This is a genomic window from Embleya sp. AB8 (assembly GCF_049739465.1).
Taxonomy (GTDB): Bacteria; Actinomycetota; Actinomycetes; order Streptomycetales; family Streptomycetaceae; genus Embleya.
Window position 1 is genome coordinate 315,586 of record NZ_JBMHHY010000005.1, and the last position, 19,378, is coordinate 334,963.

Consider the following 19,378-nt stretch of genomic DNA (forward strand, 5'->3'; position numbering starts at 1 on the left):
CGGTAGGACACCTACCCTGACCCGGCGGCCGGTCGACCCGACCGCCCGGCCGACGCGCGGCCACGGCGCGGGCGCGGAGGCTGCCGGGCGTGTCCATCCCCACGCGCTTTCTGCGCCACCCCCTGCGTACCGGTGCCATCGCGGCGAGTTCGGCGCATCTGGCCGATGCGCTCACCGAGCCGCTGACCCTGGGCCTGGCCGACGTGATCGTCGAGCTGGGCCCCGGCACGGGGGTGGTGACCGAGTTCGTGCTGCGCCGGATGCGCCCCGGGGCCCGCTTCGTGGCCATCGAACTCGACCCGGTGCTGGCCGACTCGCTGCGTACCCGCTTCGCGGGCCGCCGGGTCGAGGTGCTGACCGCGCCGGCGGCGGCCCTGCCGGACCTGGTCGACGCCCCGGTGGACGCGGTGGTCTCGGGTCTGCCGTGGACGTGCATGTCGCGCCCGGACCGGTATGCGACGCTGAACGCGATCGGGGCGGCGCTGGCCGAGCACGGCGCGTTCACGACGTTCGCCTACGGGCACGCGGCCTGGACCCCACCGGCCCGCGAACTGACGGGGCGACTGGCCGAGCAGTTCACCCACGTGACCAGGAGCCCACTGATCTGGCGCAACACCCCACCGGCCTTCGTCCACTACGCGAGCCACCCACGGCGGAACGTTCGTGGTCGTCGGCCGGACGACGGGATGGACGAGACGGCTGGGACGGACGGGACGGACGGGACAGACGGCCGCATCGAGGCGCGCACGCTGACGCCCGAGGCGTAGCCCGAGCAGAGGCGTAGCCCAACCAGTCGACCAGAGTCCCTCTTTGTTACCAATAAGCCGCATATTCGTAACTATTGCCGGTGCTGCGCACCCCATTCGGGGGCATCCGCTGTCCCATGACGCAGCAAGACCCCTCCGCCGACCCCGCCACCGCCGAACTGGCCGCCCTGGTCCGCCAGGCCCGCGACTGGAGCAGGCCGGCCGGGGACGAGCCGGCGGACCGCCCAGCCGCCTCGATGCGAACCCACCTCCGCAGGCTCCTGTCCCGCTCGGACGCGGTGCAGGACACGGACGGGTCGAGCGGTGGGCGGAGTCGGCGGCGATAGCGAGCCGAGCCCGAATCGCGAGTAAGGCGAGGCGAGTCGGACCTCGGTCGCGACCGACCCACCGAGCTCACTGCGCTCGTGCGCCCCGGGCTCCCGGCGCTGCTGCCGTCCCGACGCCGCCCCCACCCGCTCCGCCCGCGACCCACGCGCCCGCACTGTCCCCGGCCCGGCCGACCCGCTCCGTCCTCGACCTGCGCCGCCCGGCCCGCCGGATCGTTTCGTTCGTTGCCGCCTTGGCCGCCCCGACTGGGCCGTGGTGGCGACTCGCCCGGGCCGTTCGTTCCGGCGGTGGTTCCGCGCGGCCTCGGCACCGGCCGCCTACCGCCACATTCCAGGGGCCGCCTGGTGGTGTCGCACCGAAAGGTGTGGCCGGGTTGGTTCGTTGCCACGAAGGCCGGGGGGTCGGGCCGGTTTAGTGTCGGGGCCGGAGACATCGGGCGGGTTTCGGGTCTTCGTGCGGCGCTTCGGCGACCGGTCGGGAGACGTAGCCGGACCACCGGAGCCGCCGAACCCACGGGCGCCTCGTTCGTGTCGTCACGGCCCAGCGGGCCGAGTGGCCCGTCGACCAGCATGGAGGAAGCCATGACACGACGTTTGCGGCTGGATGATCTGACCGCGATCACGCTGCCGGAGCAGCCGTCGATCTCGCCCGACGGTACCCAGGTGGTCTATACGTTGGTCGGCGTCGACGCCGACGCCGACCGGAACACGCGCAGTCTGTGGCGTGTGCCGACCTCGGGTGGGGAGCCCGCTCGGCTTACCGAGGGTCCCGCGGACGGCTCGCCCGACTGGTCGCCGGACGGCACCCGCGTGGCGTTCCTGCGCGCGGTCGACGGTCCGCCGCAGTTGTGGGTACTGCCCGCCGACGGCGGCGAGGCGCGGCAGTTGACCCGGTTGCCGCTGGGCGCCGGCCGGCCGGTGTGGAGCCCGGACGGGTCGCGGATCGCGTTCGCCGCCGTGGTCGACATGCACGCCGCGCCCGACGAGGACGACGCGGCGCGCACCGCCCGGGCGAGCGCACCGCTGGTCATCGACCGCCTCGACTACCAGATCGACGGCGCGGGCCTGCTCGGCACCCTGCGCAGCCACCTGCACGTGGTCGACCTCGACGCCGCCACCGTCACCCAACTGACCGAGGGCGACTGGCACGCCGGTGAGCCGGCCTGGTCCCCCGACGGTCGACGGCTGGCCTTCTCCGCAGGTCGCGACCCGGACGCCGACATCACCGGCAAGTCGGCCGCGTACATCCTCGACCCCACCACCCCCGGCACGCCCGCCGAGCGCGTCGGCTCGGCGGACGGCATGGTCGGCCCCGTCGGCTGGACCCCGGACGGCGAGTCGCTCCTCGTGGTCGGCCGCCCGGACACCACGACCGGACACCTCCGACTGCTGCGCGTACCGCTCGCCGGCGGCCCGACCGCAGACCTCACCGCCGCATTGGACCGCAACGTGATGCCGGGCGGCGGCGGCTACCCCGGCGCACTGCCCCGGCCGACCCCCGAGGGACGCGAAGTCCTGGTCTGCGTACGGGAGGCCGGGGACACCCACCTGCTCGCCCTCGACCTCGAATCGGGCGCCACCCGCCTGGTGGTCGGCGGCTCCGGCCGCAGCGTCTCGGCCCTGTCCGTGGCCGAAACCCCCGGCCCCGTCGCGATCGTGCTGGCCACCCCCACCTCCTACGCCGAGATCGCCCTGGTCGACCCCGCCGACGGCACCGAACGGGTGCTCACCACCCACTGCGCGCAGGCCCTCCCGGACGTGGACCTGCTCGCGCCGATCGACCGCCGCTTCACCATCTCCGACGGAACCGTGGTGCACGCCAGGCTGATCCGGGACCCGGCACTGACCGGCCCGGGCCCGCTGCTCCTGGACATCCACGGCGGCCCGCACAACGCGTGGGGCGGTACGGCCGACCCGGTACACCTCTACCACCAGGTGCTCGCCGCGCGCGGCTGGACGATCCTGCTGATCAACCCCCGCGCCAGCGACGGCTATGGCGAGGACTTCTTCACCGGCGCCGTCGGTGCGTGGGGCGAGGCGGACGCCGCCGACTTCCTGGAGCCGCTGGACGAACTGGTCGCCGAGGGCATCGCCGACCCGCACCGCCTGGCCGTATCCGGCTACAGCTACGGCGGCTTCATGACCTGCTACCTCACCGCCCACGACCGCCGGTTCGCCGCCGCGGTGGCCGGCGGCGTGGTCAGCGACCTGACCAGCCTGGCCGGCACCTCGGACGCGGGAACCTACCTGGCGCGCGGCGAACTGGGCGTCATGCCCTGGGAGAACCCCGAGCGGATCGCCGTGCTGAACCCGCTGACCAAGGTCGCCGACGTACACACGCCCACCCTGATCGTGCAGGGCGACGCCGACGTACGGTGTCCGCTCGGCCAGGCCCAGCAGTGGTTCGCCGCGCTGCGCGATCGGCGGGTGCCGACCCGCCTGGTGCTCTATCCCGACGCGTCGCACCTGTTCATCCTCTCCGGCCGCCCCACCCACCGGCTCGACTGGAACCGCCGGATCGTCGACTGGGTCGAGCAGTACGCCGGATCCGCCGGCCGCACCCGGCCCGCCCGCCTGGACGTCGCGCACTGGCAGCGCCGGCTCGGCACGCTCGCCGCCCGCCACCGGGTCCCCGGCGCGGTCCTCGGCGTCCTGCGCGTCGACGCGCACGAGCACGGCCCGGACGACCTGATCGAGGCCACCCACGGGGTGCTCAACCTGAACACCGGCGCCCCGGTGACCGCCGAGTCGGTGTTCCAGATCGGCTCGATCAGCAAGGTGTGGACCACCACCCTGGCCATGCAACTGGTCGAGGCGGGACTGCTCGACCTGGACCGCCCGTTGGCCGAGGTACTGCCCGAACTCAAGCTGTCCGAGCCGCAGTCGGCCAAGCAGATCACCATGCGCCACCTGCTCACCCACACCAGCGGGATCGACGGCGACGTATTCGTCGACACCGGCCGGGGCGACGACTGCGTGGCCCGCTACGTGGCGGAACTCGCGCAGGCGGAACAGGTGTTCGCCCCCGGCGATGCCTGGTCGTACTGCAACTCCGGTTTCGTGCTGGCCGGTCGGGTGATCGAACACCTCACCGGCAAGACGTGGGACGCGGTGTTGCGCGAACGGCTGAGCGGCCCGCTGGGCCTGACCCGCACCGTCACGCTCCCCGAGGAGGCGCTGCTGCACAGCGCCGCGGTCGGCCACGTGTCCGAGAATGGCGGTGCGCCCCAGGTCGCACCGGTGTCGATGTTGCCCCGCTCGCTCGGCCCCGCCGGCCTGATCAGCGCCACCGCGGCGGACCTGCTCGGCTTCGCCCGACTGCACCTGACCGGCGGCCTGGCCCCGGACGGCACCCGGATCCTGGGCGCCTCGCACACCGCCGCGATGCGCGACCGGCAGGTCGAGTTGCCCGACGTCGCGGTCACCGACGCGTCCTGGGGCCTGGGTTGGCGCTGCTTCGACTGGGACGGGCACGACGGGGTGGGCCACGACGGCGGCACCATCGGCCAGTCCGCGTTCCTCCGGCTGCTGCCCGAACCGGGCCTGGCCGTCGCCCTGTTGACCAACGGCGGGCAGGCGGAGGAGCTGGCCACGGAGTTGTTCGCGGAGTTGTTCGCCGAGACGGCCGACGTACGACTGCCCGAGCCGTTCGGGCCACCCGCCCGGCCGCCGGCCGTCGACGCCGATCGCTACGTGGGGAGGTACGAACGCGCCGGCCAACGTGACGACGTACTCGCCACCCCCGACGGCCTGGTGCTGCGCCGGGAGCTGACCGGACCGCTGGTGGAAAGCCTCCCGGACCGGATCCAGGAACTCGCGATGACCCCGGTCGGCGAGGACCTGTTCGCGATCCGCCTGCCCGGCTCGGCGATCTGGCGGCCACTGATCTTCGCCTCGTTCGAATCCGGCGGGCGATTTCTGTACCTGGGTGGCCGGATCAGTCCGCGACGGGACTGACCCACCACCCACCGACACCGCGTTTCCCCCGTGACGCGGTGCCACCCGGTCCATCGCCTCGGACCTGTCACCGAGGCGATGGACCGTTTTGCGGGTGGCCGAGGGCCGTTGCCGCCGGCTCACTGGTGCCGGGCGCCGCGACGGGGTGAACTTCGCCGGGCGCGGCACCGGGTCGGCGTGCGTGCGATGCGGCCACTCGGGTGAGGCGCTCCGGGCGTCGCGTGCCGGAGCGGGGCGGGTTGCCCGCTTTGGGTGAGCATGGGGGCGGTGACGCGATCGGCGTGCCGCACCCGGCCCGGCCAAGGAGTACCACGATGGACGAGTTGACCGCCCGGGTCGACGGGATGCTCGACGAGTTGTGCGAGGAGTTGCGGCGGCTCACCCGGATTCCGTCGATCGCGTTTCCCGGGTATCCGCCGGAGCCGGTGCACGAGGCGCACGACGTGGTGGTGGAACTGCTGCGCGACGCCGGGGTTCAGGACCTCGCCGCGCTGCGGCTGCCGGATACCGCGCCGGTGATCACCGGGTATATCCCGCCGCCGGATCCGGACGCGCCGACCGTGTTGTTGTACGGGCATTACGACGTACAGCCGGCCGGCGACGAGGCGTTGTGGACGACTCGGCCGTTCGAGCCGACCGACCTGGACGGTGCGATCCACGGACGTGGCGTGGCCGACGACAAGTCGAATCTGATCGTGCACGTGGGTGCGCTGCGGGCGTTCGACGGACGGCCGCCGGTGGGGATCCGGATCGTGTTCGAGGGGCAGGAGGAGTACGGCAGCGACTTCGACGACTACCCCCAGGCGCATCCGGAGGAGTTCGGGTGCGACGCGATGGTGATCGCGGACATGGGCAACATCCGCCCCGGCACCGGCACCCTGACCGTGGCGCTGCGCGGCGTGGTCGAGGTGATCGTCGAGGTACGCACCCTCGAAGAGGCCAAACACAGCGGCAACTTCGGCGGCGCGGCGCCCGACGCGCTGCTCGTGCTGCTGCACGCGCTGGCCGCGCTGCACGACGCCGACGGTGATGTCGCGGTGCCGGGACTGCGCCGCGAGCAATGGTCGGGCGGGGGGTGGAGTGAGGAGGAGTTCCGGCGGTTGGCCGGGGTGCGCGAGGGGATGCCGCTGATCGGCACCGGCAATCTGGGTTCGCGGTTGTGGTCCGGTCCGGCGATCACCGTCACCGGCCTGGACGCGCCGTCCGTCGAGCGGGCCGCGTCCGCCGTGGTACCGGCCGCCCGGGCCAAGCTCAACATGCGCTGCCATCCGGCCCAGGATCCGGCGCAGGCACAGCGCCTGTTGATCGAATTCCTGGAGGGGTTGCGGCCGTTCGGCGTACCACTCACCGTCACGCAGACGGGCGCGCCCGGTTCGGGGTTCGCCGCGGCCACCGACGGAATGGCCTACCGGGCCGCGCACGACGCGCTGCGTACGGCCTGGGGCGCGGAGCCCGTACACGCCGCGGCCGGTGGCTCGATCCCACTGGTCAACAGCCTGGCGGCGGCCCAACCGGCGGCGGAAATCCTGCTGTTCGGCGCGCAGGACAGCATGTGCAACCTGCACGGGCCCAACGAGCGGGTCCTGGTGAGCGAACTGCGCGACGCGGTGGTGGCGGAGGCCGCGTTCTTCGCCGCGTACGCCGAGCGGTTCCGCCGAGGCTGACCCGGGCGGGCCGGGCCGCCGGCCCGGTCGCCGATCCGCTCGATCCGCCCGACCCGCCCCCGAGTTCGTCAGCAGCCGCGAGGAGCAGCGCGTGAGTACCGATCAGGCCCCGGCCGAGGCCGAGGACGAAGCACCCCCGCCCAAACGCCGGTTCCGCTTCCCCAGCGCGTTGACCGTGCTGGCGATCGTGACGATCGTGGTGTGGGCGCTGGCGTTCGCGATCCCGGCCGGCGAATATCGGCGCGGCGACGACGGCAAGCCGGTCGAGGGCAGCTACCACCACACCGGCGCACCGGAGGACTTCGCCCAGCGGCTCAACGACCTGTTCCTGTCCCCGGTCAACGGCCTGTACGGGATCAAGGACGCGCACAGCGGCCAGGTCGCGCCGGACAACACCGGCGATCTGTACGGCAGCGCCGCGGTGTTCCTGTTCGTCCTGGCGATCGGCGCGTTCATCACCGTGGTCTTCGCCACCGGCGCCCTCGATCGTGGCATCGCCCGACTCGCCCACCGGCTGCGCACCCGCGGCGCGGTGTTGATCGTGGCGATCATGACGGTGTTCTCCATCCTCGGCTCGGTCGAGGGGTTCGCCGAGGAGACGCTCGGGTTCTACGGGCTGATCGTGCCGCTGATACTGGCCCTCGGGTACGACCGGATGGTGGCCACCGGGGCGATCATCCTGGGCGCCGGGGTCGGCGTACTGTGCTCGACGGTCAACCCCTTCGCGACCGGCGTGGCCTCCTCGGCCGCCGCCATCTCGCTGGGCGACGGGATCGTATTGCGGCTGCTGATGCTGGTCGTATTGACCACGGTGACCATCCTCTACGTGGTGCGCTACGCGCGCCGGGTCCGGGCCGATCCGAGCCGCTCGCTGGTCGGCTTCCTGCCGGGGGATCGCGAACAGGCGGACGCGGCGGCCACCGGCAGCGAACCGGCGCCGCTGACCCGCACCCACCAGATCGTGCTGGTCGCGGTGACCCTCACCTTCGTCTTCATGATCTTCTCGATCATCCCGTGGGCCCAGGTGCTCACCGGCGACGCCAACGCCAAGGCCTACGGCTGGGAACTCGACTGGTCCTTCGCCCAGTTGGCGGCAATGTTCATCCTCGCGGCGGTGCTCATCGGGGTGTTGGCCCGGCTCGGCGAGCAGAAGCTGGCGGAGACGATCATCCAGGGCGCGGGCGACTTCGTCTCGCCGGCGCTGATCATCATGCTGGCCCGCGGGGTCACCGTGATCATGAACAACGCCCAGGTCACGGACACCGTGCTGCACTCGATGGAGGGCGCGGTCTCGGGCACCTCGTCGGCGGTGTTCGGCATCCTGATCTACGGGGTGAACCTGCCGCTGGCGTTCCTGATCCCGTCCACCTCCGGGCATGCCACCCTCGCCATGCCGATCCTCGCGCCGCTGGCCGACTTCGCCGGCGTACCAAGGGCGTTGGTGGTCACCGCGTGGCAGGCCGCGTCGGGATGGATGAACCTGTGGGTGCCGACCACGGCGGTGATCATGGGTGGTGTGTCGCTGGCCAAGGTCGGCTACAACCAATACCTGCGCTTCGCCGCGCCGTTGCTGGCCGTCCTGTTCGTACTGATCTGCGCGTTCGTCGCGCTGGGTTCGGGCCTGTCCTGATCGCCGGGGGCGGGCCGGAACGGCGGTACGGGCGGCCGATCTTGACAGCCCGTTGGCTTGCCCGGTGGCAGCCGCCAGACCCCGGCACCGTCCAGGTGCCGGCACTGGACCCGAACGCCGGGGCCAGGGCCGGGCCGGTGGGGAGCAGGGCGAGCAGCCCGGTCGGCAGCGCGGTCGGTGGCACGCCCGCATGGCCGAGTCGGTTGCCGGCCCGGCCCGGCGCCGGCGGGTACTTCACGCCGGGCTCGGTGCCGGGGTCGACCGTGCCACCCGCGGCGCCGGCGGCGGGCGGCACGCGGACCGGGACGCCGCCGCCCGGGGCAGTCGGGCCGGCTCGGCGGCGCCGCCGGACGCGGCCGAGCCGGGGATTTTCACGCCGATCAGTTGCAGACCGACGAAGACCTTGCCGGCGGCGGTCGAGGAAAGCCCATCCATGGAGACGAACACCCCACCGAGCCTGGGCATTTCGCCACCCTCACCCGCCGAGGCGCGGGCAACCCTGACACCGGCTCGACGAGCGGACCGCTCAGATCTCCAGCACGGCGGCAGCCAACGCGCCGTCGCCGCCGAGGGAGGTCAGGAGTACGCGGGTGCCGGTCGGGTGGTCCGATTCGAGCACCATCCGGGTGGCGATGAGCAGTCCCGTGGACCGAGGTTGCCCGGTCTCCGGCCCGATGTCGGTGACCTGGTGGTGCTGTAGGCCGAAGTGCCGGCGGAAGGCGCGGTTCGTCTCGGCGGACGGCGTGTGCAGCGCCACGTGGTCGATCGTCGACCACGGGATGCCTGCCTGGCGCAGGGTGCGGGCGATCACCGCGGAGACCGCGATCGGGGTGTCCCGGACCGATTCGCCGTGGTGCTCCCGCCAGGACACGCCGACCCGGTCGACCATCGTGGCCACCGCCGACCTGCCCTGCTCCGGACGGCGCGTGGGGCCGGCGCCGGCGGTGATCCGTACCCGCGCCGGCGCGGCGGGCAGCCGCACCCGCGGCCGGACACCGGCGACCGGCTCGCGCACGGAGACGGCCAGCAGTCGGTGTCGGCCCAGGCCCTTCTCCAGCATCAGGGCCGCCGCAGCCGGTTGGGTGTCGTGCGCCGGGGCCAGTACGATCCCGCGCCGCGCGGCCGGGTCGACCGCGAGGTGCGCCGCGAGGGTGCCCAGTGCGGACAGTGGGTGATCGCCACAGTGCACCGCGTGGTAGGCGTGGATCCGGCCGACCCCGACCCGATCCAGGGCCAGCCGCCCGGACAGCGCGATCGGCGCGCCGGCGGCGGCCTCGTCGCACAGCAGGCAGTACTGCTCGTCCAGATCGCAGCCGGTCAGCCCGGACCCGGCCAGCGTGTCGCGCAACGCGGCCTCGTCCAGCAGCAGGGGCGGCATCGGCGCGGGGGCCGTGCAACTGCCCACGGCGGCGATGCCCAGGTCGGTAACCTTCATCGTGTTCTCCTTCGCGGCGGCGGCGCCCGTCACCGGCGCCCGACACCGGCGCTCCGGTATCGGAACCGGCGGCATCGGGCACGACCGCCGGGAGCCGTCCGTCCCGTCCCCGCGCACGCCGTTGAGGCGCCGTGTCGCGGGCGAGCCCCCGGGGGCCGTGCCATGTCATCGACGCTACGGGCCGCCGGGCCGGTGCGGACCGGCCTTCACGGGCTCCTGACGCGCGCGACGACGGTGCCTACGCGGTTCTGACGCACGCACGCGACGAACATCCGGCGGCCGTCAAGGATGCGTACGGATCGGCGACGAACCCGTATGTACCGCATACGGGTTCGCGTCGCCCCGGGCCGGACTGCCTAGCGTCGACGGCATGCGGGGGAGCGGCGGTACGGGGAACAGCGGGGGTTCGGGTCCGAGATCGACCACCCGGCGGTGGCGAGCCTGGCCGGCCGCCGGGAACCGGCACGACGGGCCGGGCGGCGCGAGCGGGTTCGGCGGGCGGTGGATGCGTCGGCGGTTGACCACGCCGGCTTCGTTGCGGCTGTTGCTCGTGGGCCTTGTGGTGCTGCTGGTCGCCTATGTGGGCGTGCTGCTCGCGGCGATCTCCGCCGCGGACGACGGACTGCGGGTGGTCGGCCGAGGCGCCGGGCCCCGGGTGGTGTCGGCCAACGCGCTGCACGGGGCGTTGTCCGGGATGGACGCCGAACTGGCCAACACGGTGCTGGTGGGCGACGAGCGAGGGCTCGGCTTCGACCGGGACCGGGCGACGGCGAACTATGTGGCCGACCGCAAGGCGCTCGGCGACGCGATCGAGGAGACCGGCGCGGGCATCTCGGGCGCGGATGCCCGGCACACCCTCTCGGACCTGATCGACAAGGTCGGCGTGTACGACAACCTGGCCGGTCAGGTGACGCTCCTGGACCGGCAGTCGGACGCTCGCGCACTGACCGACGCCTCACCGGCGTTGCCCCTGCTGCGCCAGGCCGCGGCGCTGATGCGGGACACCCTGATCCCCGAGGCGGATCGGCTGTCGGCGGCGAACGCAGGTGCGGTGGAAAGCACTTACCAGGACACCTACGGGCGCGCCCACGACCTCGGGCGGTGGTCACTGGTACTCGGCCTGCTGCCGATCGTGGTGCTGGTCGGCGGGCAGGTGTACGTGGCGAGGCGGACCCGGCGGGTGCTCAACCCCGGGATGCTGGTCGCAACCGTGGTCGCGGTGGCGCTGGTCTGGACGGGTACCGGTGCCGCACTCGCCGCGGCGGGCCATCTGCGGGTGGCCAAGAAGGACGCGTTCGACTCGGTCCTCGCGCTCACCCGGGCCAACGCGCTGGTCAGGGACGCCAACGGCGACGAGAGCCGCTTCCTGGTGGACCGCGCGCGGGCGCCGGAACTGGAACGGGCCTTCGCGGCGAAGTCGCAGGAACTGGCCACGTTCGACGGCGTCCGTCCGGAGGGCTACGCCGAGGCGTTGCGGGTCGCGGTGCTCGGCTTCCCGGGCTTCGCCAAGGGCCAACCGCCGCCGTTCGGCGGGGAGTTCGGCCGCGAGTTCCGCAACATCACGTTCACCGGCGAGCGGGCGGCGGCCGAGGAGGCGCTGCGCTGGTACGCCCGATACCAGCTGTACGACCGCCAGATGCGCACGATGGTGGCCCGCGGCGACATCCGCGGCGCCATCGACTTCACCACCGGCTATCGGGAGAACGAATCCAACTGGTCCTTCGACCACCTGACCAAGGCACTGGACGCGGTGACCGCCATCAACCGCACCCACCAGGACGCCGAAGCCGGCGCCGGCCTCGACGCCCTTTCGGGAGCCGGCCCGATCGCCGCCCTCCTGGCCGCCCTGATCGCCGCCGCGGCCTGGGTCGGAGTACGCCCCCGCCTGTCCGAATACCGCACCGGCGAACAGGCGAAGCGCCACTTCCCCCGCCCCCCGGCCCACCGACCCACCGCCCCGGGACCGGACACCCACCCCGACCGCACCCTGCTCCCGGCGACCACGTCACCCCCGACCCCGGTCCCGGCAGGCATGGCCCGAACCCACCCATAACGGGCGGGGCCACGCATCCCGAGCCCGCCGCCCGGCGCGGGCGCCGTCGACCCACCGCCCGCTACAACCACCCGTTGCGGCGGAAGGCGCGGAACATCGCGGTGCAGACCGTGGCCATGCCGACCAGGACCGTCGGGTAGCCGTACGACCATTTCAGTTCGGGCATGTGCTCGAAGTTCATCCCGTAGATGCCGACGATCAGCGTGGGTGCCGCCAGGATCGCCGCGATGGCGGCGATCTTGCGCATGTCGGTGTTCTGCTGGACGGTCACCGCGGCCAGGCTCGCCGACAGTATGCTGTCGAGCAACTCGTCGAATCCGACCAGGCGTTCGCGGACCTGGGTGAGGTGGTCGGCGACGTCGCGCAGATACGCGTCGAACACGGTGCCGTCGCCCGGCAGGGCGCCCGTGGCGAGCTGCTCCAGCGGGCGGGCCAGCGGCAATACCGCCCGCTTGAACTCGATCAGCTCGCGCTTGAGCTGATAGATGCGCTCCGCGTCATTGCTCGCCCTCGGTGCGAACACGTCGACCTCCAGGCGTTCGAAGTCGTTCTCCACCTTGTCCGCCACGAGCAGGTAGTCGTCCACGACCCGGTCGGTGATCGCGTGTACGACCGCCGCCGGACCGTGCGCCAGCATCGCCGGATCGGCCTCCAACTCCCGGCGCAGATCGGTCAGCGGCGGCGCACTGCCGTGCCGGACCACCACGACGAACTTCGCCCCCGCGAAGACCATGAGCTCGCCGGTGTCCACCACCTCGCTGGTCGCGGTGAGCGCGTCGTGCTCGACGTAGACGATCGTCTTCAGCACCAGGAACAACGTGTCGTCGTAGCGCTCCAGCTTGGGCCGCTGATGCGCCTCGACCGCGTCCTCCACGGCGAGCGGATGCAGATCGAAGGCGGCGGCGAGCTCGGCCAGGTCCTCGGCCAACGGCTCGTGCAGCCCGATCCAGACGAAGCTGTCCTCGCCCGCCTCGGCCGCGTCCAGGGCCTCCTGCAGGGCCACCTCGCCGGGACGCCGTACACCCCGGTCGTACAGCGCGCAGTCCACCACCACGGGCGCATGCCGAGCCGCGGCCACCCGCGCCCCCTCGGCCGCCGGCACCGCTCCGCCACCGTGCCGATACCGCCCGGCCGTGCGCCACGAACTCATCGTCCTACTCCCGAATCGAGGTGCGTTCCGCCCGATGGTAGGCGGCCCGGCCCCCTCCGGTGCGAGCACCGAGGGCTCCGCGCCCGGGCACGGCCCTGGGTAGGGTCCGCGGCGATGGCCGCAGGTGTCGAGGCCGGGAAGCGGCCCGGCGTCGTGCGCTTCGGTCGACCCCAGGGGGCAACCAGTGTGCGGCGAGGGCGAGTTCGGCACCGTGGTCTACTCGGGCCGGCTCGCCGAGGACGCGCCGACCCGCTCCCTCGACTCGCACAGCCTGATCAACGGCCACCGAGCGCACCTGGAGTATCACTTCGTGGCGACGGATTTCCCCACCGGCCGAGCCGGGGATCCCGGCAATCGGCTCGGCTGCACGCCGGTCGTGTTGCTAGATTGGCCTCGCCGCAGGAGCCTGCGGCCTCCGCCTATTTTGGGGATCCCGTGCCGTTCAGCTCCGTGTCCAGTCCGGAAATCGACCTCGCGGCCGTACGCGAGGAATACGCGGCCCTGGCGGCCGAGGGGCTCCGCCTCGACCTGACCCGAGGCAAGCCGTCGCCGCAACAGCTCGATCTGGCCGAGGGCCTGCTCACCCTCCCCGGCGCCAAGGACTTCACCGCCGCCGACGGCACGGACTGCCGCAACTACGGCGGCCTGACCGGCCTGCCCGAGCTGCGCGCGATCTTCGCCGACCTGCTCCAGGTGCCGGCCGCGCAGCTCCTGGCGCTCGGCAACGCCAGCCTGACCCTGATGCACGACGTGATCGCACACGCGCTGCTGTCCAAGGTGCCCGGCGCCGAGCGCCGCTGGGTGGACGAGCCCGAGGTGCTGTTCCTGTGCCCGGTGCCCGGCTACGACCGGCACTTCGCGCTGTGCGACCGGTTCGGCATCGGCATGGTCCCGGTCCCGCTCACCGGCTCGGGCCCGGACCTGGACGCGGTGGAGGCGCTGGTCGCCGCCGACCCGCGGATCAAGGGCATGTGGTGCGTGCCCAAGTACAGCAACCCCACCGGGGAGAGCTACAGCGACGAGACGGTTCGCCGACTGGCCGCGATGCCCACGGCGGCGCCGGACTTCCGGCTCTTCTGGGACAACGCCTACGCGGTGCACCACCTGACCGACACCCCGGTGGAACTGGCCTCGATCCTGGACGCGTGCGCCGAGGCCGGCCACCCCGACCGGGCGTTCGTCTTCGGCTCGACCTCGAAGATCACCCACGCCGGCGCCGGGGTCGCGTTCTTCGGTTCCTCTGCCGCCAACACCGCCTGGCTGACCGGGCTTTTGGCCAAGCAGACGATCGGCCCGGACAAGCTCAACCAGTTGCGGCACGTGCGCTTCTTCGGTGACACCGACGGTGTGGTCGCACACATGGGGCTGCACCGCGAGCTGCTCGAACCGCGCTTCGAAGCGGTGTACGAGGTGCTCGAGCGCGAGCTCGGCTCGCTCGGCGTGGCCTCCTGGACCCGGCCCGAGGGCGGCTACTTCGTCAGCCTGGAGGTGCCGGACGGGTGCGCCGCCGAGGTGGTGCGGCTGGCCAAGGAGGTCGGCGTCGCGCTGACCCCGGCCGGTGCCGCGTTCCCCGGCGGGCACGACCCGCGCGACCACCACATCCGGCTCGCCCCCAGCTACCCCACCGTCGACGAGGTCCGGCGCGCGATGCGGGCCGTCGCGGTATGCGTGAAGCTGGCCGCCGCGGAGGCGGGCGGCGCGGCCTGATCGGTACCACGAGAACCGCCCCGGGGTAGGGGCAGCGGACCCCACCCCAGCGAAAGCCGCCGGTCACCAGGTTGGTGACCGGCGGCTTCTCGCGTTTCCGGCACCTCGCGGCTCCACCGTCTCGCGTCTTTGCAGTCCCGAGCCGCCGAGCCCAACCGGCCGGTCACGCAACGCGGGTGTCGGACGTGGTACCGGGGTACCACCCCCGTCGCATGGATCGAGTCCGCGGTACCACCGTGGGCGGCGCCCGGACTCCTAGCGTTGCCGGTGAGGTGGTCCGGGCAGCCGGAAGTCCGGCGGAGGCGGGAGTGACGCGATGATCGAGGCACGACAACTGACGAAGCGTTTCGGGGACAGGACGGCCGTCGACCGGCTGGACTTCGTGGTCAGGCCGGGCACCGTCACCGGATTCCTGGGCCCCAACGGCGCGGGCAAATCGACCACGATGCGGATGATCGTAGGTCTCGACGCCCCCACGAGCGGCACGGTGACGGTCAACGGGCGCCACTACGCCGAGCACGGTGCCCCGTTGCAGGAGGTCGGCGTACTCCTGGAAGCGAAGTCTGTACACCCCGGCCGGTCCGCCTTCGCCCACCTGATGGCGCAGGCGTACACGCACGGCATCCCGCGCCGCCGCGTGGAGGAGGTGATCGAGCTCACCGGCCTGCAATCGGTGGCGAACAAACGCGCGAAGTCGTTCTCCCTGGGGATGGGCCAACGCCTCGGCATCGCCGCCGCGCTGCTCGGCGACCCGGCCACGATCATGCTCGACGAGCCGGTCAACGGCCTGGATCCGGAAGGCGTGTTGTGGATCCGCAACCTGCTCACCGGACTGGCCGCCGACGGACGCACCGTATTCGTCTCCTCGCACCTGATGAGCGAGATGGCACTGGTCGCCGACCACCTGATCATCGTCGGCCAGGGCCGACTGCTCGCCGACACCACGGTGCACGACCTGGTCCGTCGGGCCGGCGGCGACACCGTCGCGGTGGCCACCGCCGAACCCGCTCGGCTGCGCGAGGTGCTGGCCGGGCCCGGCGTGGAGATCACCGGGCGAGGTGGCGAGGAGGAACTGTTCGTGGTCGGCCTGACCCCGCGTCAGATCGGGCTCAAGGCCGCCGAGGCCGGGATCGCCCTGTTCGAGCTGACCGCCACGTCGGTCTCGCTCGAAGCCGCCTTCATGGAGCTGACCAAGGACTCGGTCGAATACCACGGCACCACCGACATCTCCGCGAGGGCCGCCGCATGAGCACACTCACCGCCACTCCTGCTCCCGCCGACGTACCCGCGCAGCCGCCCACCCGCCCGGTATACAAGGTCACCGGTCGGCGCGTACTGCGCTCGGAGTGGGCCAAGCTGTGGTCGCTGCGCTCCACCTGGATCACCCTGGCCCTGGCCCTGGTGTTCCTGATCGCCTTCGGGCTGATCGCCGCGGCGCAGTACGAATCCCGGTTCTCCTCCGGGCGGCACATGGACGGCGACTTCGCCAATTCCACGGCGGTCAGCCTGTCGCTGTTCGGGACCAACTTCGCCCAGTTGGCGCTCGGCGTACTCGGCGTACTGGTTGCCGCCGGCGAATACTCCACCGGGATGATCCGCTCCACACTGGTCGGCGTACCGCGCCGGCTGCCGGTGTTGTGGGCCAAGGCCGCGGTCTTCGGCGTGATCGCCCTGGTCCTCGGCCTGGTCGGGATCTTCATCACCTTCCCGATCGCGAGCCACATCGTCGCGAACACCCCCGCGGCACTGGGCATCGGCGACCCGGGCGCGCTGCGCAGCCTGCTCGGCGGCGCCCTCTACCTGGGCCTGGTCGGGGTGATCGGCGTCGCGCTCGGCGCGCTGCTGCGCTCGGTGGCCGGCGGTATCTCGGTCCTGGTCGCGAGCCTGATGCTGGTCCCCGGCCTGGTCTCGCTGCTGCCCAGCTCCTGGCACGACCACGTCAAGCAGTTCCTGCCGAGCGAGGCGGGCCAGTCGATGTTCGCCGTGCACCACGACGCGCATACCCTGACGCCCACGACCGGCCTGCTGGTCTTCCTCGGCTGGGCCGCCCTGGTCCTGGTCGGCGCGGCGTGGCGGCTGAAGCGTACCGACGCCTGATCCTCCGCGGCGTCTCGGCAAGCCCCCGCCGGGCCGGCGCGGCCCCACTCGGGTGCCGCGCCGGCCCGGCACCGGCCATCATCGACAGGTGACTCCCGTGTCCACCCACACCGCCGCCGTACCGGCCGCGCCGGCCACCGAGGTATTCGACCCGCTGTGGAGTCATCCACTCGTGGTCCGCGCGGCCCGACTCGGTCGCCGGTTGCGGCAGGCGGATCGGGCCCACCCGTGGGCCCTGGACGCGACCATCGTGCTGGCCGTCGTACTGCTGTTCTGCGCGCAGGACCTGGCCCACCGGGGTGGCCCCCGGGAACTGGACGGCATCTTCCGCACGGTGCCCTTGGCCGCCACGATCGGGTTGCAGGTCGGCCTGGTGTTGCCGCTCCTGTGGCGACGGCGCGCGCCGTTCGCGGTCTTCGTCACGATCTCGACGGTGTTCCTGGTCCAGTGGTCGATCGGCGTCTGGCTGCGCGCGGACGTGGCGCTGCTGATCGCGCTGTACAGCCTGGCCCTGCACGGGCGGTTGCGCCGATTGCCCTGGGCCGGCGTACTGCTGATCGCCGTACCGGCCGCGGTCGCCGCCCGGATCTGGTCCCATCTGTCCGTCGGCGAGGCGCTGTTCTTCCTGTTCAGCGCGATGACCGCGGCCGTCGCCCTCGGCCTGGCGGTACGCATCCGGCGAGCCCAACTCGCGGTGTTGCGCGAGCACGCGGCCCGGATGGAGATCGAACGCGACCAGCGCAGCAGGCTGGCCGCCGCCGGCGAACGCACCCGGGTGGCCCGCGAGATGCACGACATCGTCGGCCACAACCTGTCCGTGATGATCACCCTCGCCGACGGCGGCGCCTACGCGGCCCGGGTCGCCCCCGAGCGCGGCCCCGAGGCGCTCGACCTGATCGCCGACACCGGCCGGCAGGCCCTGAGCGAGCTGCGCCGGATGCTCGGCGCGCTGCGCGAACAACGCGACGCGGTCGAACTGAGCCCACAACCCGGCACCGCCGACCTGGACGCGCTGTGCGGCCGGATCCGGGCGGCCGGTCCCGAGGTGGAGTACCGCAGCACCGGCGATGTCGGCGCACTGGATCGAGGCGTACAACTGGCGGCGTATCGGATCGCCCAGGAGGCACTGACCAACTCGCTCAAACACGGCGGACCACAAACCCGGGCCCGCCTGGCGCTGAGCGTACGCAACGCCGAACTGCGCATCCAGGTCCAGGACACCGGGCCACCCGCCGGCAGCGCGGCCCCGCCGGAGTCGGGACCGGAACCGGCCGCCGAGGAGGGCCACGGCCTCGCCGGGATGCGCGAACGCGCCGCGCTGTACGGCGGCACCGTGCTGGCCGGGCCCCGACCCGGCGGAGGCTGGACGGTGGAGGCCACCCTCCACCTCGCCGCGCCCGCCGGCGGTACGCCCGGCGCGCCCGCCCAGGGAGTCGCCACATGACCAGCGTGCTCATCGTCGACGACCAGCCGCTGCAACGCTACGGCTTCCGGATGTTGCTGGAAGCCGTCCCGGACACCGAGGTGGCGGGCGAGGCGGCACACGGCGCGGAGGCGGTCCGCCAGGCCGCCGAACTGCGGCCCGACGTGGTGCTGATGGACGTACGGATGCCCGGGATGGACGGCATCGAGGCGACCCGGCGGATCGTCGCGGCGGGCGGGCGGTCCCGGGTCCTGGTGCTGACCACGTTCGACCTGGACGAGTACGCGCACGCCGCGCTGCGCGCCGGGGCCAGCGGGTTCCTGCTCAAGGACGCGCACCCGGAGGAACTGCTGGCCGGGATCCGCGCGGTGGCGGCCGGGGACGCGGTGATCGCCCCGGCACTGACCCGACGACTGCTCGACGCGTACGCCCACCACCTCCCCACCCACACCGAATCCCGCGACCCGCGCGAGGACCCGCGCCTGCGCACGCTCACCGATCGCGAGTACGAGATCCTGATCGCGATCGGCAGCGGCTGGACCAACGCGGAAATCGCCGACCGACTGGTGTTGTCCGAGTCCACGGTCAAGACACACGTCGGCCGAGTGCTGGCCAAAATCGCCGCCCGAGACCGAATCCAGGCCGTGATCCTGGCCTACGACCTGGGCCTGGCCCGGCCGAACAGCGCCGGACCGGAGTAACGCTCGGCCGGTGTGCGGACGAGCGGCGTGCGGCCCGGGGCGGCGGGCCGCACGGGCTCCGGTGTCGGTCAGGCAAAACTGTCGACGAACCCTTGCAGGCCCCCGTCCAGGTTCATTCGGGTCGGCTCCCCGTCGAAGTCGATCCACCGGACCACCGGCGTCGTCGGTGCGAGCTCGTGCAGGACCGTGTGGATGACGGTGAGCGGCGCGGAGAGCGGCTCCCGGTCCGCGAACGAGAACGCGCCGTGCCGCAGGTTGAACGACAACTCCGCCCGCCGGCCGGGTTCGAGCTCCGCGTCGATCTCCAGGAAGTTCTCGAACACGCTGCTCACCATGGCGTCCGGCCAGTGCCGTCGAACGCACTCCTTGACCTGCTCTCCGGTGAAGGTCCACGGTCCGGCCCGCTCGCGGTCGGCGCCGACGTAGAAGCTGGATCCCACGGGGTGCTCGTTTCTCTCGGTGGCGCGG

At 72.6% G+C, this 19,378-nt stretch carries 15 protein-coding genes; 11 read left to right on the forward strand and 4 right to left on the reverse strand.

Annotated elements, in window-relative coordinates; translation table 11 throughout:
- Window positions 1-89 precede the first annotated feature (89 nt).
- The 5 genes from ABIA38_RS09745 (at window position 90) to ABIA38_RS09765 (ending at window position 8,344) form a co-directional block, all read left to right on the forward strand.
- On the forward strand, window positions 90-767 hold the full coding sequence (locus tag ABIA38_RS09745; protein WP_424638097.1) for a class I SAM-dependent methyltransferase: 678 nt from the start codon (window positions 90-92) through the stop codon (window positions 765-767).
- Between the two features lie 116 nt (window positions 768-883).
- A complete protein-coding gene (locus tag ABIA38_RS09750; RefSeq protein WP_424638098.1) occupies window positions 884-1,093 on the forward strand; it encodes a hypothetical protein in 210 nt (69 codons plus the stop codon).
- Between the two features lie 582 nt (window positions 1,094-1,675).
- Window positions 1,676-5,050 carry a serine hydrolase gene (locus ABIA38_RS09755; RefSeq protein WP_424638099.1) on the forward strand — a complete coding sequence of 1,125 codons (3,375 nt, stop codon included), beginning with the start codon at window positions 1,676-1,678 and terminating at the stop codon, window positions 5,048-5,050.
- A gap of 314 nt (window positions 5,051-5,364) precedes the next feature.
- Window positions 5,365-6,714 (forward strand): M20/M25/M40 family metallo-hydrolase, encoded by a 1,350-nt coding sequence (locus ABIA38_RS09760; RefSeq protein ID WP_424638100.1) that lies wholly within the window; start codon window positions 5,365-5,367, stop codon window positions 6,712-6,714.
- Between the two features lie 91 nt (window positions 6,715-6,805).
- A complete protein-coding gene (locus ABIA38_RS09765) occupies window positions 6,806-8,344 on the forward strand; it encodes a YfcC family protein (protein ID WP_424638101.1) in 1,539 nt (512 codons plus the stop codon).
- Between the two features lie 234 nt (window positions 8,345-8,578).
- Here the strand turns inward: ABIA38_RS09765 and ABIA38_RS09770 are convergent, their stop codons facing one another.
- Together ABIA38_RS09770 and ABIA38_RS09775 are read right to left on the reverse strand one after the other, a co-directional pair.
- On the reverse strand, window positions 8,579-8,809 hold the full coding sequence (locus ABIA38_RS09770) for a hypothetical protein (protein ID WP_424638102.1): 231 nt from the start codon (window positions 8,807-8,809) through the stop codon (window positions 8,579-8,581).
- A gap of 61 nt (window positions 8,810-8,870) precedes the next feature.
- On the reverse strand, window positions 8,871-9,779 hold the full coding sequence (locus ABIA38_RS09775) for a 3-oxoacyl-[acyl-carrier-protein] synthase III C-terminal domain-containing protein (RefSeq protein WP_424638103.1): 909 nt from the start codon (window positions 9,777-9,779) through the stop codon (window positions 8,871-8,873).
- 517 nt (window positions 9,780-10,296) lie between these two features.
- On the opposite strand from ABIA38_RS09775, the gene ABIA38_RS09780 reads away from it, so the two are divergent.
- On the forward strand, window positions 10,297-11,832 hold the full coding sequence (locus tag ABIA38_RS09780) for a hypothetical protein (RefSeq protein WP_424638104.1): 1,536 nt from the start codon (window positions 10,297-10,299) through the stop codon (window positions 11,830-11,832).
- A gap of 61 nt (window positions 11,833-11,893) precedes the next feature.
- Here the strand turns inward: ABIA38_RS09780 and ABIA38_RS09785 are convergent, their stop codons facing one another.
- Complete coding sequence (locus ABIA38_RS09785; RefSeq protein WP_424638105.1) at window positions 11,894-12,982, reverse strand: magnesium and cobalt transport protein CorA; 1,089 nt, start codon at window positions 12,980-12,982, stop codon at window positions 11,894-11,896.
- 450 nt (window positions 12,983-13,432) lie between these two features.
- On the opposite strand from ABIA38_RS09785, the gene ABIA38_RS09790 reads away from it, so the two are divergent.
- From ABIA38_RS09790 to ABIA38_RS09810, 5 genes are all read left to right on the forward strand, one after another.
- Entirely contained in the window at window positions 13,433-14,689 is a 1,257-nt protein-coding gene (locus ABIA38_RS09790) for an aminotransferase class I/II-fold pyridoxal phosphate-dependent enzyme (RefSeq protein WP_424638106.1), read from the forward strand.
- Window positions 14,690-15,005: 316 nt separating this feature from the next.
- Window positions 15,006-15,938: an ABC transporter ATP-binding protein gene (locus tag ABIA38_RS09795; RefSeq protein ID WP_424638107.1), complete on the forward strand. Its 933-nt coding sequence runs from the start codon at window positions 15,006-15,008 to the stop codon at window positions 15,936-15,938.
- The gene (locus tag ABIA38_RS09800; RefSeq protein WP_424638108.1) at window positions 15,935-16,786 is read left to right on the forward strand and encodes an ABC transporter permease; all 852 of its coding nucleotides are present in this window, start codon (window positions 15,935-15,937) and stop codon (window positions 16,784-16,786) included. The genes ABIA38_RS09795 and ABIA38_RS09800 overlap by 4 nt, the downstream gene beginning before the upstream one ends.
- A 97-nt stretch (window positions 16,787-16,883) precedes the next feature.
- Window positions 16,884-18,230 (forward strand): sensor histidine kinase, encoded by a 1,347-nt coding sequence (locus ABIA38_RS09805; protein ID WP_424638109.1) that lies wholly within the window; start codon window positions 16,884-16,886, stop codon window positions 18,228-18,230.
- Window positions 18,227-18,910 carry a response regulator gene (locus tag ABIA38_RS09810; RefSeq protein WP_424638110.1) on the forward strand — a complete coding sequence of 228 codons (684 nt, stop codon included), beginning with the start codon at window positions 18,227-18,229 and terminating at the stop codon, window positions 18,908-18,910. The genes ABIA38_RS09805 and ABIA38_RS09810 overlap by 4 nt, the downstream gene beginning before the upstream one ends.
- Before the next feature lie 68 nt (window positions 18,911-18,978).
- Here ABIA38_RS09810 and ABIA38_RS09815 read toward each other — a convergent pair whose 3' ends face one another.
- Window positions 18,979-19,350, reverse strand: coding sequence for a hypothetical protein (locus tag ABIA38_RS09815; RefSeq protein WP_424638111.1), 372 nt, complete (start codon window positions 19,348-19,350; stop codon window positions 18,979-18,981).
- Window positions 19,351-19,378: the final 28 nt, after the last annotated feature.

What these genes read in the sequence shown, in the direction of transcription:
- ABIA38_RS09750 (WP_424638098.1), top strand. Translation starts at nt 884, where the DNA reads ATGACGCAGCAAGACCCCTCCGCCGACCCCGCCACCGCCGAACTGGCC.
- ABIA38_RS09770 (WP_424638102.1), bottom strand. Translation starts at nt 8,809, where the DNA reads ATGCCCAGGCTCGGTGGGGTGTTCGTCTCCATGGATGGGCTTTCCTCG.
- ABIA38_RS09785 (WP_424638105.1), bottom strand. Translation starts at nt 12,982, where the DNA reads ATGAGTTCGTGGCGCACGGCCGGGCGGTATCGGCACGGTGGCGGAGCG.
- ABIA38_RS09810 (WP_424638110.1), top strand. Translation starts at nt 18,227, where the DNA reads ATGACCAGCGTGCTCATCGTCGACGACCAGCCGCTGCAACGCTACGGC.
- ABIA38_RS09775 (WP_424638103.1), bottom strand. Translation starts at nt 9,779, where the DNA reads ATGAAGGTTACCGACCTGGGCATCGCCGCCGTGGGCAGTTGCACGGCC.
- ABIA38_RS09760 (WP_424638100.1), top strand. Translation starts at nt 5,365, where the DNA reads ATGGACGAGTTGACCGCCCGGGTCGACGGGATGCTCGACGAGTTGTGC.
- ABIA38_RS09800 (WP_424638108.1), top strand. Translation starts at nt 15,935, where the DNA reads ATGAGCACACTCACCGCCACTCCTGCTCCCGCCGACGTACCCGCGCAG.
- ABIA38_RS09755 (WP_424638099.1), top strand. Translation starts at nt 1,676, where the DNA reads ATGACACGACGTTTGCGGCTGGATGATCTGACCGCGATCACGCTGCCG.
- ABIA38_RS09795 (WP_424638107.1), top strand. Translation starts at nt 15,006, where the DNA reads ATGATCGAGGCACGACAACTGACGAAGCGTTTCGGGGACAGGACGGCC.